At 65.8% G+C, this 14467-nt stretch carries 12 protein-coding genes and 1 pseudogene; 9 read left to right on the top strand and 4 right to left on the bottom strand.

Annotated features, from left to right (window positions below; translation table 11 throughout):
• Positions 1-127: 127 nt before the first annotated feature.
• Both NQ038_RS14810 and NQ038_RS14805 read right to left on the bottom strand, forming a co-directional pair.
• Positions 128-486, bottom strand: a pseudogene (locus NQ038_RS14810) (ISL3 family transposase); the annotation flags it as partial.
• 63 nt (positions 487-549) lie between these two features.
• Complete coding sequence (locus NQ038_RS14805) at positions 550-1167, bottom strand: hypothetical protein (protein ID WP_257062939.1); 618 nt, start codon at positions 1165-1167, stop codon at positions 550-552.
• Between the two features lie 503 nt (positions 1168-1670).
• Here NQ038_RS14805 and NQ038_RS14800 point away from each other — a divergent pair.
• Entirely contained in the window at positions 1671-2903 is a 1233-nt protein-coding gene (locus NQ038_RS14800; RefSeq protein WP_257062938.1) for an SIR2 family protein, read from the top strand.
• A gap of 40 nt (positions 2904-2943) precedes the next feature.
• Here NQ038_RS14800 and NQ038_RS14795 read toward each other — a convergent pair whose 3' ends face one another.
• Complete coding sequence (locus NQ038_RS14795) at positions 2944-3507, bottom strand: NUDIX hydrolase (RefSeq protein ID WP_257062937.1); 564 nt, start codon at positions 3505-3507, stop codon at positions 2944-2946.
• An 83-nt stretch (positions 3508-3590) separates the two neighbouring features.
• On the opposite strand from NQ038_RS14795, the gene NQ038_RS14790 reads away from it, so the two are divergent.
• The 7 genes from NQ038_RS14790 to NQ038_RS14760 all read left to right on the top strand — a co-directional run bounded on the left by NQ038_RS14790 (position 3591) and on the right by NQ038_RS14760 (position 11471).
• A complete protein-coding gene (locus NQ038_RS14790) occupies positions 3591-4373 on the top strand; it encodes an ADP-ribosylglycohydrolase family protein (RefSeq protein WP_257062936.1) in 783 nt (260 codons plus the stop codon).
• On the top strand, positions 4261-5181 hold the full coding sequence (locus NQ038_RS14785; protein WP_257062940.1) for an ADP-ribosylglycohydrolase family protein: 921 nt from the start codon (positions 4261-4263) through the stop codon (positions 5179-5181). The genes NQ038_RS14790 and NQ038_RS14785 overlap by 113 nt, the downstream gene beginning before the upstream one ends.
• Positions 5182-5267: 86 nt before the next feature.
• The gene (locus NQ038_RS14780; protein ID WP_257059327.1) at positions 5268-5810 is read left to right on the top strand and encodes a hypothetical protein; all 543 of its coding nucleotides are present in this window, start codon (positions 5268-5270) and stop codon (positions 5808-5810) included.
• A gap of 70 nt (positions 5811-5880) precedes the next feature.
• Positions 5881-6423 (top strand): Fur family transcriptional regulator, encoded by a 543-nt coding sequence (locus NQ038_RS14775; protein WP_257059325.1) that lies wholly within the window; start codon positions 5881-5883, stop codon positions 6421-6423.
• Positions 6424-6470: 47 nt separating this feature from the next.
• Positions 6471-8669 (top strand): catalase/peroxidase HPI, encoded by a 2199-nt coding sequence (gene katG / locus NQ038_RS14770; RefSeq protein ID WP_257059430.1) that lies wholly within the window; start codon positions 6471-6473, stop codon positions 8667-8669.
• Positions 8670-8802: 133 nt separating this feature from the next.
• The gene (locus tag NQ038_RS14765) at positions 8803-10176 is read left to right on the top strand and encodes a M20/M25/M40 family metallo-hydrolase (protein ID WP_257059321.1); all 1374 of its coding nucleotides are present in this window, start codon (positions 8803-8805) and stop codon (positions 10174-10176) included.
• On the top strand, positions 10173-11471 hold the full coding sequence (locus NQ038_RS14760; protein WP_257062935.1) for an MFS transporter: 1299 nt from the start codon (positions 10173-10175) through the stop codon (positions 11469-11471). Before NQ038_RS14765 ends, NQ038_RS14760 begins: the two co-directional genes overlap by 4 nt.
• Positions 11472-11559: 88 nt before the next feature.
• On the opposite strand, the gene NQ038_RS14755 is transcribed toward NQ038_RS14760, so the two are convergent.
• Positions 11560-12750 (bottom strand): PLP-dependent aspartate aminotransferase family protein, encoded by a 1191-nt coding sequence (locus NQ038_RS14755; protein ID WP_257059316.1) that lies wholly within the window; start codon positions 12748-12750, stop codon positions 11560-11562.
• A gap of 198 nt (positions 12751-12948) precedes the next feature.
• Between NQ038_RS14755 and NQ038_RS14750 the strand changes: the two genes are divergently transcribed.
• On the top strand, positions 12949-14250 hold the full coding sequence (locus NQ038_RS14750; protein ID WP_257059313.1) for an amidohydrolase family protein: 1302 nt from the start codon (positions 12949-12951) through the stop codon (positions 14248-14250).
• The last annotated feature ends 217 nt before the right edge of the window (positions 14251-14467 follow it).

Genomic DNA, 14467 nt, shown 5'->3' with positions numbered 1-14467 from the left:
GAAGGCCTTGTGGTGAGGAATCGGTTTCTAGACAATTCCCATTCTCACCGCGGGGCCTTCTTCACACCCCCTACGACACACCTACCCCTGTCGGATAATTCTCTACACCCTCAATCCGGAAGAGCCCGATTTCCTCCAGCGCCCACCGCAGTCCCGTCCACGACAGCTTCGTGCGCGGTTTGGCAGTAGCGCTCATATCCTGCCGCCAGACGGTCCGCATTCTGTGCACTTATACCGGCGGACGTGCAAAGTGGTCGGTCGCCAGCCTGACAGTTGGTGGGCAAGCCTGCGCACCAGCATGTCGCGTGGAGTACTGGGAGACCCGCAGCGGTGGCACTAGTCGTCTGGCTCGACGACGGTACACGAGATGATCGCCTGGTCCGGTGCAAGGTGCTGGCCAACAGCACGTAGGCCGAGTCTGGTGAAAGTCGTGAGGTCGACACGCCTATTCCTGTTGGATACTCCTCTACACCCTCTATCCGGAATAGTTGAGACTTCTTTGAAATGCCCGGAATAAGACGTATGTTTCTGTATTTCCTTGTAGCCGTTTTAATGTTCGTTGACGTGTACGGAAAATACGGCATTCATGCCATCATCGGGATGGTAACTCCAAGTCACCCGGTAGTCTCCCCACTCGTCTTCCTGTCGGCCATCGAGGGCGCGGGTATGTGCCATTTCCTCAGTGACGGAATCGGGCATCTCTAGAAAATTCCCGAGGCAGCGCAGGTCATCGAAGTCTTCAGCACCATGCTTTCCGATCCCGTCAAAACTGACGGATTGTCCGTCGCCTGCAACTGCCGCGATATCGGAAGCTCCAAGGTCACATTGGTCTACTGCATCGGCAAGACCTTGCCGGGCTGTTTCTCTCGGATTGTCAGCGGAGGAGCTCCAAACTCCTTGTAGGACGACGACTACTGTAGATGCGAGGAGCCCGACGATGAAACCACAGGTGCCCCATATGATGTGTTTTGGTGGTTTCCAAGAGGTTTGATCGGGAGAAGACGCAACCGGTCGAAAGCCTGGGGCAGTGTAGCCTTCCGTGAACTTGGCTGTGGGAGGCACTACCGGCTGAGGAGGCACTGTGCCGTTTGGGATGTATGCATTGGAGCGTGCACCGTTGTGGTTGGACGATGTGGCCTGGTCGTCTGGGCGGGGACGGTCGGACATGGTGCCTCTGCTTATAGTTTTGATGTGGGGACTGGTACAAGACAAATGCTACTCGCTATCTCAGACACGAGCCCGCGCGTGTTCGACGCGTCGGCGTACGGAATAGGGTGACGGTAGATTGGGGTGCTCACTCGAAGAAAGTAGACCAATGGTGACCCCGCATGTGTTTGTGACCCGTGGAGACCTGACGCACGTAGCCTGTAGCGCCTGGATGGTGCCGACGGATCAGACGTTGAGCGTACGCCGACACTGGCGCAGGGATAACTCGGAACTTGAGAAGGCTATCGCGGGCTTTCACAATGAGGACTTCTTGTCAGGGAGCACTAGTGCGGCAGCGCCTGATTCCTGGCCGGGGCCCGGTCCACTGCCGGTGTTCACCGCGGTGCCCTTCTACAGGTTTCGGGATGCCGACGAGTTCGCACCGATCATTGACGAATTCGCGGCTGTCGCTCGACGAGCGATCGACCGCAGCATGGAGTACCAGACAGAGGCGGGCCAGGGGGATGGGCAGCTGTGCGCTATTGCACGGGCGCCCTCTGCCGTTGCTGGCAATGCCAGTATTGGGGGCCAGCGGTGGTGGCGGGGCCGCGGTCATCGGCGACCTCATTCAGACCATCCTGAAAGCTGCAGTAATGGCGGCGGAACGGTACCAGGTCGACATCGTGCTGGTCGTCCGCGACGCAGCCCAGCTGGCACTGGCCCAGCGGATTCGGCGAGCGAATCCGGGGACCGGCTGGTCGGAGCTCAACGGCGAGCTGAAGGCGATGGCCGGCGACCTGGCGAAGGATACAATCGCTGGGAAGATCGTCCCATTTATGGGCGCGGGCGTCAGTATGTCTGCAGGAGCCCCCAGCTGGGGCGGCCTGGTGGATGATCTGGCCGTCGGCGCTGGTCTGACTGATAGTGAGCGCGAGAGGCTGTCCGGGAAGAACGTGCTGGACCAGGCAAAGATCCTGCTCAGCGTCTATGGAGATCAAGCGAAGTTTAACCGTGCCGTGGCTGGAATCGTTGAAGTGGACCGATACGGTCTGGCACCGACGCTGTTGGCTTCGCTTCCGCTGGAACAGGCCATCACGCTGAACTACGACACCCTCTTCGAGAAGGCCAGTGAAGACGCGGGAGCACCCTGTGCGGTCATCCCCAGTATGGACGATAGGGGAACGGATGACGACGCTACCCGCTGGCTGTTGAAGATGCACGGCTCTGTGACCGACCAGGACTCGATCGTGCTGACGCGCGATGACTACCTGGGTTTCGACGCCAATCGGAATGTGCTGGCTGCCCTGGTCAAGGCAAGCTTGGTGACCAAGCGGTTGGTGTTCGTCGGCTTCGGCCTGGGAGACGATCACTTCCATCAGATCGTGCACGATGTGCGGGCCGTCGAACCAGGCAAGATCTCACGGAACGCAGTTGCGCTGACGCTGTCGCGTGATTCCTTGGACGAACGGGTCTGGGCCGGGAAGCTGCAGCTATGCCCCGTTGCGCCGGAGGGCACCGATCCGGGAACTGCGGGACGAATTCTGGAAATGTTCTTGGACTATGTGCTGGCGCTGTCCACAGATAGCCGGGAGTACTTGCTGGACAAATCCTTCGCATCGCAGCTGACCGGAGAGGAACGAGCCATCAAGAATGGTCTGCGCGAACTGCAGAAAGCGTTGAACGCGGTGGGGGAGGAAGGCGTTACGGCCACTGCGGTGCGGGATGCAATCGGAAAGTTCGGAGGCTTCGGCAAGTAGCGTCGGGTCCGCCCGGACCACGGCGTCGGCCGTCAGGAATCTACCCCTCAACCCGCCTGAACAACCGTGCTGGCTTCCCCACGGTCCCGCCCTCCAGCCTTCCGGTGTCCTCGACATGCTTCGACATGGCCCGGCGGAAGGTGTCCTTCTGGGCGGTGCCGGGGTCTACTGCCTTGTGGAGGCGGTGGAGCTCCAACATGGTGAACTCGTCGGCCAGCATGTGTCCTGGGTCCGGGCGTTCGGCGTAGTCCTGTCGTAGCTGTTGCACGGCGCGGGCCACAATCTGATCGTGGTCGAAATCCAGGCCCGAGGCACCTGCCGCGGGGATGATGCGGCAGCGGGCCATGGCCTCGGCGGGAAGGGCCACCATATGCGCCACGGAAATCACCCAGCCGCGATCATCACGCCCCTGGGCATCGAAAACGTGCAGCTGCTGCGGCATCCTGCCGGTGATGCCGGCCTTGTCGCGCAGAGCCCTGGCCACCGCATCGGCCAGGGACTCGCCTTGATGCAAAAAGGTGCCGGGTAGGCGGAGTCCGCCCTCGTGTTCGACGACGACCACGCCCAGCCGATCCTCGGCAACCGTGAGCACTGCAGTGTCCACCGCCACCGAAGGCCGGGGGTATTCGTCCAGGGTCTTGCCGTGGGAGTCCCGGTAGGGCTCGGTGTGATCGCGCTGCCGGTGCCATGGTGGGAATGGCCTGCGGCGATGCGCTGGGCGCTGGATACGAATTCGGCGGACCCTACCCGGACCACATGCCCATCGAGATGAAGGGCGGCGGAGCCTTCGACTGGGAACCCGGCGAATGGACCGACGACACCTCCATGGCCATCCCGTTGCTGACCTTGCAAGACCGGATGCGCAGCTACTGTCTGGACCCGGTCGTGGAACAGTCGATTGACTGGGCCCGTGACGCTAAGGACGTCGGCAACCAGACCCGCGCGGTACTGGGCGACGCCCGGCGGCGGTCCAGTGGAGCCTCGGTCACGGATAGGGGAGTCGAGGACGAAGGGTCGGCGGCCAAAGCCATGGCCGCCGCAGCCGCCTATCAGCAGCACTTCCCTGACGCGGCCGGCAACGGCTCGCTCATGCGGACCGTACCCGCGGGGCTGGCGGGCTTGCACGGTCCCGGTGCCGTCTACGCCCAGGAACAGAGCGCACTGACGCACCCGCACCAGGACGCCCGCGAGGCCTGCGCCCTGTGGAGCTCCGCGATCACCCACGCGGTGCTCACCGGGGAGCTGGACATCCGGGTGGGGCTCTACGACACGGACTTCTTTCACAACACGGTCAGCAGCGGCGGCGTGGACGATGATGCGGAGCTGGCAGAGCGCACTGAAACTCTGGGAATCCCGCATCGCCGAGGCCGAGGTCAACCCGCCCACCCACTTCTCCCGCAACGGGTGGGTGGTCCACGCCCTCCAAGCGGCCTGGTCGTCCATCGTGCACACAGGAGACCGGGCCGATAACGACCCGCGCCACCTGCAGCGCGCCCTGGAGCTGGCCGTGCGCAGCGGCGGGGATACGGATACGGTCGCGGCGATCGCCGGCGGGCTGATCGGCGCGACCTACGGCGTCAGCGCAGTCCCCCTGGACTGGAAGCGGGCCATCCACGGCTGGCCGGGCTGGCGCAGCGAGGAACTGATCGAAAACGCCATCGAGCAGGCAGGCCTGGTTGAGTATTCGGAAGAAGATTCGGAAGTAACGGACAACCTCTGGCCCCAAGTCGACCGGATGAACTATTCGGCCTGGGACAGGATCACCACCTGTGTGCAGGACCCGCACGATTCCGGTCTGTACTTAGGCGGCGTCCGTGCCTTGGACGATCTGCCCCGCGAGGTGGACGCAGTCGTATCGCTGTGCCGTATTGGCCGGAAACAGGTTCCGGCCCGGGTTTCGCGCGAGGACCGCGTGGCCGTCTGGCTGCCCGATGCCGGCGACCCCGCGGGCAGCGCCCACATGGACTATGTGCTCACACAGGCCGCGGACATGGTGGCGACCCTGCGCGCGGAAGGACACACAGTGTTGCTGCACTGCGTCCAGGCATACAGTCGCACGCCCACGGTAGCCGCGCTGTACGCGGCACGGCACCTGGGCGTGGACCCGGACCAGTCCATGGCCCAGGTTGTGTCTGCACTGTCCGGCGCCCACCCCACCCCAACCCCGCATTCAGGGCTGCGTACCGGCGGATCACGGGTGGGGCCTCGGGGGCGGGCAATGCGGGCGTGGCTGGTAAGGCGGGTGCGGTGGGGTGATGCGGGTCCAAGACAGCGGTGAGACAGACTATGCGCTCTAAGTCGGATCTCCTAGATAAAGTGGCAGCGAAACTGGGAAACCTGCCCAGGGAATAGGGGAGTAGCTCCGTGATGATCGAACCCGGCGGGCGCCCTGAGGCACAGCTGCTGGTCCTAGCCCTACAGCTGACGGAGGCGGACACCCGCATTAGTGCGGGATATCGGGTAGTAGACGTGCACACCCTGCGGGACTTCATCGGCTTCGCATTGCCCAGCGGGCAAAGCCTCGACGACGGATCCGACGGTGAGGCCGGCGGTGGAGACGCAGTCCACCACGTGTTTCCCTACGGCGTCCGGTTTCAGCTGCTGCAAGCTCTGGAGACCCAGGCTGAACCCAGTGACGACCCCAACTCGCCCTGGACTCAGGCACTGGCCGGACTCCGGGAGGACGTCGCCGATGCCAGCGCTGACGATCGCCCCCGACTCGCACGAGCCCTGACCTACGCCGAAGCGCTCGACGACGCCCTGTCCGGTGCCAGCACGCGCGAGGAGTTCTTACTCTGGTTGAGTGCGCGGGCCAACCGGCTGGGGCGGGTCCATGGCAGCCCTGGTTTCGCCGTAGCCGCGCAGCACGTGGATGCATTCCTGACAGGTAATGGGTGCCCCGACTGAACGTGGCCCAACCCAAAAAAACCTCCCCAAACCCCTTTTTTGAATGACTCAAAAGTTGTACACTGAAGACATGAACAGAACGACAACCCCGGACGCATTGGCCGAACGCCTGCGCGCCGGTGGCCTGCGGGTGACCGCGGGGCGGGTTGCCGTGTTGGAATACCTGGACGGCCATCATCATTGTTCGGCCTCCGATATTCACCGGGCGCTGGGTGCGGAACTGCCCAGCCTGTCCCCGCAGTCCGTGCACAACATCGTGGGCGACCTGTCCCACGCCGGACTGCTGCGCCGTTTGGACCTCCCGGATTCCGGTGGGGCCCTCTACGAACCGGCGGTGGGAAACAACCACCACCATGTGCAGTGCGTAGTGTGCGGCCGGATCGAAGACGTCGCGTGCGTCGTCGGTCAGGCCCCCTGCCTGCGTCCGGATCACGATCACGGCATGCGCATCCTGGAGGCCGCGGTGACGTTCCGCGGCATCTGCCGGGACTGCGAAACCCAGGAATCCCCGGAACTCCGGGACACCTCGGAACCCAAGGAAACCCCGGAAACCCGGGACCCACAGTTCCCCCACGAATCAACAGCTTCCACTCATCACGAGGAAAGGAAATAACAGTGACTACTGATGTCAATGGTGCAGAAGCCGGCAAGTGCCCGGTCATGCCCAGCGTTGTGGACTACAAGGGCGCCGGTGCGGACAAGGCCGCGGAATTCGGCACCACGAACCGTGACTGGTGGCCCGAGCGTCTCAACCTGAAGATCCTGGCGAAGAACCCCGCCGTGGCCAACCCCAACGGCGCGGACTTCGACTACAACGCGGCGTTCGAAGCCCTTGACCTGGACCAGGTCAAGGCGGATATCGACAAGACCCTGAGCACCTCGCAGCCCTGGTGGCCGGCCGACTTCCAGTACTACGGCCCGTTCATCATCCGCATGGCCTGGCACTCGGCCGGCACCTACCGCGTGTTCGACGGCCGCGGTGGCGGCGGCACCGGTCAGCAGCGCTTCGCCCCGCTGAACAGCTGGCCCGACAACGGCAGCCTGGACAAGGCCCGCCGCGTGCTGTGGCCCGTCAAGCAGAAGTATGGCAAGTCCCTGTCCTGGGGCGACCTGATGATCCTGGCCGGCAACGTCGCGCTGGAGCACATGGGCTTCAAGACCTTCGGCTTCGGCGGCGGCCGCCCCGAAGCCTGGGAACCGGACGACGACGTCTACTGGGGCTCGGAGAAGTCCTGGTTGGGCACCGATGAGCGCTACACGGAGGAACGCCGGCTGGAGAAGCCGCTGGGCGCCTCGACCATGGGCCTCATCTACGTCAACCCGGAGGGCCCCGAAGGCCAGCCGGATCCGGCTGCCGCGGCCTCGGACATCCGCGACACCTTCGGCCGCATGGGCATGAACGACGAGGAAACCGTCGCCCTGATCGCCGGTGGCCACACCTTCGGCAAGACCCACGGCGCCGCCCCCGACGGCGAACACAACGGTCCGGAGCCGGAAGCCGCTCCGATGGAGCAGATGGGCCTGGGCTGGAAGAACGATTTCGGTGAGGGCAAGGGCAACGACACCATCACCTCGGGCATCGAGGTCACCTGGACCTACCACCCGACCCGCTGGGACAACGAGTTCTTCCACATCCTGTTCGCCTACGAATGGGAATGCGTCGTCGGCGAGGGTGGCCACTTCCACTGGCGCCCGAAGGACGGCGGCGGCTCCGACATGGTGCCGATGGCACAGGGTTCGGGCCGTCGCGAGCCCCGCATGCTCACGACCGACATCTCGCTGCGCGTCGACCCGGCCTACGAGAAGATCTCCCGGAAGTTCAAGGACGACCAGGCCGCCTTCACCGACGCCTTCGCCCGCGCCTGGTTCAAGCTGACCCACCGCGATATGGGTCCGAAGACCCGTTACAAGGGCGCCGAGGTTCCGGCCGAGGACCTGATCTGGCAGGATCCGATCCCCGCGGCGGACTACAAGCAGATCGACTCCGCCGACGTCGACGCCATCAAGGCCAAGATCGCCGAGTCCGGCCTGTCCGTGTCCGAACTGGTCTCCACCGCCTTCGCCGCCGCAAGCTCCTTCCGCGGCTCCGATAAGCGCGGCGGCGCCAACGGCGGCCGCATCCGTCTGGAACCGCAGCGCAGCTGGGAAGTCAACAACCCCGCACAGCTGAACAAGGTCATCCCGGTGCTCGAGGGCATCCAGGAGGCCTTCAACGCCGAGGCCACCGACGGCAAGCAGGTGTCCTTCGCCGACGTCGTCGTCATCGCCGGCAATGTGGGCGTGGAGCAGGCTGCCAAGGCAGCCGGCTTCGATGTCACCGTGCCGTTCCACGCCGGCCGTGTGGATACGACGCAGGAACTCACGGACACGGACATGTTCGAGTACCTGAACCCGGCAGCCGACGGATTCCGCAACTACGAATCCGCCCGCGCGCAGGGCCAGCCGGCGGAATACCTGCTGGTCGACCGCGCCAACCTGCTGAACCTTTCGGCTCCGGAGATGACCGTGCTGCTCGGCGGCATGCGCCAGCTGGGCACCAACTGGGACGGCTCCGACTACGGTGTGCTGACCGATAAGCCGGGCGTGCTGACGAACGACTACTTCGTCAACCTGCTCGACATGAAGTACTCCTGGAAGCCGCTGGATCCGGGCTCGCACGCCTTCGAGGCGACCGAGGACGCGACCGGCGAGAAGGTCTTCCGCGCCACCCGCGCGGACCTGGTCTTCGGTTCGAACTCCGAACTGCGCGCCGTCGCCGAGGTTTACGCCTCCGATGACGCCAAGGAGAAGTTCGTCAACGACTTCGTGGCCGCCTGGGCCAAGGTCGCCGAGCTGGACCGGTTCGACCTGCACGCCTGAGCTAACCTAGCCCCGGCGTACTCCAAAGCGATCCCCGCACTCCGAACCCTTTCAGGGGTTCGGAGTGCGGGGGTCGCTTTGTTCTTCCCACCTCGCTGCTCACCTGCATGAACGCCGGTGGGAAAATGGGAGGATGAGTACTCCCATTGATCGAATCATCGAAGCTCTGGACCGTCGCGTCGCCATCGCCACGGAGAGCCAGGCCGGCAACTGCCGGGAGAACATGCTGCACTATCTGAATGCGGAGATCATCCCGGAACTGACCGCCGCGGGCTTCACCGCCGCCGTCCACGAGAACCCGAAATCCACCGAACACCCGCTGCTGGTCGCCCAGCGGATCGAATCGCCCGACCTGCCCACCGTGTTGCTCTACGGCCACGCCGATGTGCAGTTCGCCCACCCCGAACAGTGGCGCTCCGGCCTGGACCCCTGGAAACTCACCCGCGAGGGCGACCGGCTCTACGGCCGCGGCAGCGCCGACAACAAGGGCCAGCACACCGTCAACCACGTCGCCCTGGCCGACACGATCGCCGCGGCCCCGGACAACCGCCTGGGCTACAACGTCACAGTGCTCCTGGAAACCGCGGAGGAATCCGGCTCCCTGGGCCTGCGCGCCTTCGCCGAGGCCAACCGGGACCTGCTGGCCGCCGACCTGTTCATCGGCTCCGACGGCCCCCGCTACGCAGCCGACGCCCCGACGATCTTCCTGGGCTCGCGCGGCTGCGCGACCTTCGACCTCGTCTGCGATCTGCGAGAGGGCGGCAACCACTCCGGCAACTGGGGCGGCAAACTGCGCAACCCCGCCACCGTCATCGCCGCGGCCATCAACGCCCTGGTCGACGGCACCGGCCGAATCCGCCCCGCCGCCCTGCGTCCCGGCCGCATCCCGGACTCCGTGCGCGCCACCATCGACGCCCTGCCGGACCTGCCCCCGGCCCCCGACGACCCCGCGGTCGACCCCACCTGGGGCGAACCCGGGCTGACCCCCGATGAGAAGGTCCTGGGCTTCAACGTCCTGGAGGTCCTGGCCTTCACCGCCGGCGACCCGGACGCCCCCGTCAACGCGATCCCCGGCTCCGCCCGCGCGGTGATACAGCTGCGCTACGTGGTGGGCACCGACGACACCGACCTGGCAGGCGCGGTCCGCCGGGCCCTGGCCGACGCCGGCATCACCGGGGTCGAGGTCAGCGCCGGCGAGCAGATGAACGCCACGCGCCTGGATCCCGAGGCCCCCGCGGCCCGGGCGGCCGCGCGGGCGGTGCGCACGGCCTCGGGCACGGATGCGGCGATCGAACCGAACCTGGGTGGCACCATCCCCAACGACGTGTTCGCCGAGGTGCTGAACCTGCCGACGGTCTGGCTGCCGCACTCCTACCCCGGCTGCAATCAGCACGCGCCCAATGAGCACGCGCTGGTTTCGATCCTGGAATCCGGCTACGCCATCATGCGCGAGGTCTTCGCCGACCTGAGCCGCAACCCCGCCGACTGGTTCGGCGATAGGGCATGAGCGCACAGACCGCAGCGCAGAACCCTGAAGCCCCCACCGGCAAGCAGCTCAAACCCTGGAAGATCATCCTGGCGTCCTGCGTGGGCAATGCGCTGGAATGGTACGACATCGCGATCTACGCGTACTTCTCCGTCTACCTGTCCAAGGCGTTCTTCCCGTCGGACAACGAGTTCGTTTCCCTGCTGCTGACGCTGACGACCTTCGCCCTGTCCTTCTTCATCCGGCCCATCGGCGCCCTGGTGCTGGGCAGCTACGCCGACCGGCACGGGCGCAAACCCGGCCTGACCATGACGATCACGCTCATGTTCATCGGCACGCTGATCTTCGTCGTGACCCCGCCGGCCCACATGATCGGGCTGGCAGCACCCCTGCTGATCATCGTCGCCCGGCTGATCCAGGGCTTCGCCGCCGGCGGTGAGTTCGGCGCGGCCACCGCGCTGATGATGGAGCACCTGCCGGACAAGAAGGCCTTCGCCGCCAGCTGGCAGTTCGCCTCCCAGGCGGTTTCCACGATCGTCGCCGCCCTGATCGGCGTCTTCCTCACGACGTCCCTGAGCGCCGAGGCCCTGGAATCCTGGGGCTTCCGACTGCCCTTCCTGATCGGCCTGCTGGTGGGACCGGCCGGCCTGATCATCCGCCGACACGTGCCCGAATCGCCCGAGTTCGACAAGAACAGGGCCCCGGAATCCGGCTGGCAGGCCGTCAAGGAGGTGTTCGCACACCAGAAGCTGCGGATGCTCATCGCGATGGGCGTGCTGGCCGTGTCCACGTGCCTGAACTACATCATCACGTTCATCCCGACCTTCGCGGTGAAGAACCTGGGCCTGGGCCCGGAGACCGGTTTCATCGCGGCCCTGGCCGGTGGCATCGTGCTGTTCATCTTCAGCCCCACCGCCGGGATCCTGGCCGACCGGACGAACCGCTTCCTCATGATGGTGCCCGCCGGCCTGGCCATCCTGCTGTGCGTCTACGGCATCTTCGCCTGGGTCCAGGCGGTTCCGCTGCTCATCGTGCTGGTCATCCTGGTCAGCGTGCTGTCACTGTTCAAGGCGTTCTACTACGGGCCCATGGCATCGGTCATGGCCGATATCTTCCCGGCCGAAACCCGCGGCACCGGCCTGGCGTTCTCCTACAATCTGGGCGTGGCGATCTTCGGCGGGCTGACACCCACGATCGCGCTGTGGCTGACCCAGGTCACAGGCGAGGCCAAGTCCCCGTCGTACTGGGTCATGTTCTCCGCCGCGCTGAGCCTGGTGTCGCTGGCTGCCTGCTGGAAGAAGTACGGGATCAAATAGATTCCAGCCCCGCCCGTAGCCCCGCCTGCAGGGCCTGGGCGAGTCAGTCTGACCGATCGGCGAGTTCAGTGATCGCCAATGGTCGATTTCAGAGCTGACGGATAGTAGAGTCCAGCCCCGCCTGCAGGGCCTGGGCGAGGTCGGCCAGGAGGTCGGCCTCGTCCTCCAGGCCGATGGCCAGGCGGATCACGGCCGGGTCCACGGCCAGCTCGGTGTCCGCCAGCACCCGGTGCGTCATCGAGGCCGGATGGTCGATGAGCGATTCGACCCCGCCCAGGGACTCGGCCAGCGTGAATACCCGAGTGTTGCGACAGACCTCGGCGGCCAGTTCCGGACTATCGGCCCGAAAGGACACGACCCCGCCGAAGCCGTTCATCTGCCGGCAAGCCAGCCCGTGGCGCGGGTGCGATTCGAGCCCGGGGTAATAGACCTCGGCCACCCCCGGCCGCCCCTCCAACCAGCGGGCCACGGCCAGCGCATTGGCGCAGTGGCGCTCCATCCGCACCGCCAGCGTCTTGACCCCGCGCAGCGTCAGCCAGGTGTCGAAGGGCGCCTGCCCCACCCCCGAGTTGAAGATCCAGCGCTCGATCCGTTCCGCGGCCTCCCTGGTGCGCGGGGAATCGGTACGCAGCAGGACCGCCCCGCCGATCACATCCGAATGCCCGCCGATGAACTTCGTCGTCGAATGCAGCACCACGTCCGCGCCCAATTCCAGCGGCCGCTGCACATAGGGCGAGGCGAAGGTCGAATCGACGACCAACAGCGCGCCCGCGGCATGGGCCCGCGCCGCGATCGATTCGATGTCGAGGACGTCCAGACAGGGATTCGAGGGCGTCTCGATCCACACCAGCGCGGCACCGTCAGCCAGCACCCTGTCCAGGTCCGCATCATCGGTGGTGTCGACGGTGACGATGCGCACGCCCCAGCGGGCGTACTCGTCCTCGGCCAGGCGCACGGTGCCGCCGTAGACATCGCGTGGCAGCACCAGGGTGTCGCCGGGGGACAGCAGGGCGCTGAGCACGGCGGTCTCGGCGGCCATCCCGCTGGCCACCGCGGCGCAGAAGTCCGCGCCCTCCAGCCCGGCCAGGGTGTCCTCCAACGCGGTGCGGTTCGGATTGCCCGCCCTGGCATAGTCATAGGGCCCGCGCATCACGCCGGGGGACTCCATCGCGAAGGTCGAACTCAGGTACAACGGCGCGACCACGGAACCGAAGGCATCGGTATCGGCCGCGGCCGAGGCGTGGATCGAGCGGGTGGTGAAGCCGGGTGCGTAGGTCATGGTGAGTCCTCCCTGTCGGATGGGTGAACCCCAGTGAACACCTCCGGCCCCGTGATGTGTGACGGTGATGACATACGGAGTCACCCGACGTCATACGCGGCGGCTCGGCGGCCAGGCGCATTTGGTAGGTTGGAACCCGGTCAGAAGTGATCTCCAACCGATCCAATACCGATCTCATAACCTAGGACGTGAAGCACCGTGAACCCGGTCCGCCTACCAGCCACTCCAGCCAATACCGATGAATACCGCCTCACCGGCGTCACCCTGATCGACGGTACCGGGGCACTCCCGGTTGAAAACGCCACCGTCGACGTGGCCGCCGGACGCATCGCGGCGGTCTACGCGGGCACCGAGGCGCCTGCGACCTCGGCCCCGGTCTACGACCTGACCGGCAAGTTCCTGCTGCCGGGCTTCATCGACGCGCACGTCCACTTCAGCCTCAACATCGAGGCCCCCGCAGCCGAGGTCGAGGCCCGGTTCCCCGGCGAGTCCGCCTTCGAAGCCGCCCTGGTGGCTCGCAAGACCCTGTTCGCCGGCGTTACCACGGTGCGCGACCTGGGCGGTCAGGACCCCAGCCTGCGCAATGCGGTCGCTCGCGCGCAGATCATCGGCCCGCGCATGCACCTGGCGCTCGCGGCCCTGTCGCCCACGGGCGGCCACACCGATGCCCACCTGGCCAACGGCGTGCACTCCGGGCTGTCGGCCACCGTCGCCGGTGTCAACCCCGTGGTGGACTCCGATGACGAAGTGCGCAAGACCGTGCGGACGCTGGTGCGCACCGGCGCCGACGCGATCAAGGTCTGCGCCACCGGTGGCGTGTCCAGCCCGTCCGACACCCCGGACGATGTGGGCATCGGCGCCCACCAGATCGCCATCATCGTCGAGGAGATGGCCAAGCGCGCCGGCCAGCCCGTGGCGGCCCACGCACAGGGCCCGGTGGGAATCAAGGAGGCGATCCGCGGCGGTGTGTCCAGTGTGGAGCACGGCTACGGCATCGACGACGAGGGCATCGACCTGATGCTGGAGAAGGACACCTTCCTGGTGCCGACCCTCTCCAGCGCGCTGCGCGTGCCGGATCCCGCCCTGGTTCCCGATTACCTGTACCAGAAGAAGGTCAAGTGGTCGGCGATCGCGCGCGAACGCGTGACCGCTGCGATCGCGGCCGGCGTCAAGGTCGCCACGGGCACCGATTCGGGCATCTGCCCCCACGGTGAGAACCTGATGGAACTCAAGCACCTGGTGTCGCTGGGCATGAGCCCGCTGGACGCGATCACCGCCGGCACCCGCAATGCCGCGCAGCTGCTGCGCCTGGACGGGGACCTGGGCACGGTCGAGGCCGGGAAGCTGGCCGACATGGTCATCACCGACGTGGATCCGCTGGCCGACATCGCCGCGCTGGCAGACCCGGCGAATGTGCGCGTTGTCCTGCAGGGCGGCCGCAAGGTCAAGGACACCGACTCGGCGCTGCCGGGCCTGGACCTGGCCCAGTCCGCCTTCTGAGAACCGGGCAAGCTTCGGACCCTCCCGGTGAGCAGTCACTTTGGTCTGGTCCCGCCCTGATTCGCAGGCGATTTGGTCTGGAATCCGGGCGGCGGTCTCAAGGTGCTAGTGCAACACCCTTCCCAGGAGGGGCGTATGCCATACATCGCAGTGAACTACTCGAACCAGGAATGGTCCGAGGTGCTTAACGAGATCGTTCGGGGAATTCCTGTCGCCC

The organism is Brevibacterium sp. 50QC2O2, assembly GCF_024580675.1.
GTDB classification, from domain to species: Bacteria; Actinomycetota; Actinomycetes; order Actinomycetales; family Brevibacteriaceae; genus Brevibacterium; species Brevibacterium moorei.
Note: the sequence above shows the minus strand (reverse complement) of the source record. Positions and strands in the feature narration are given on the sequence as shown.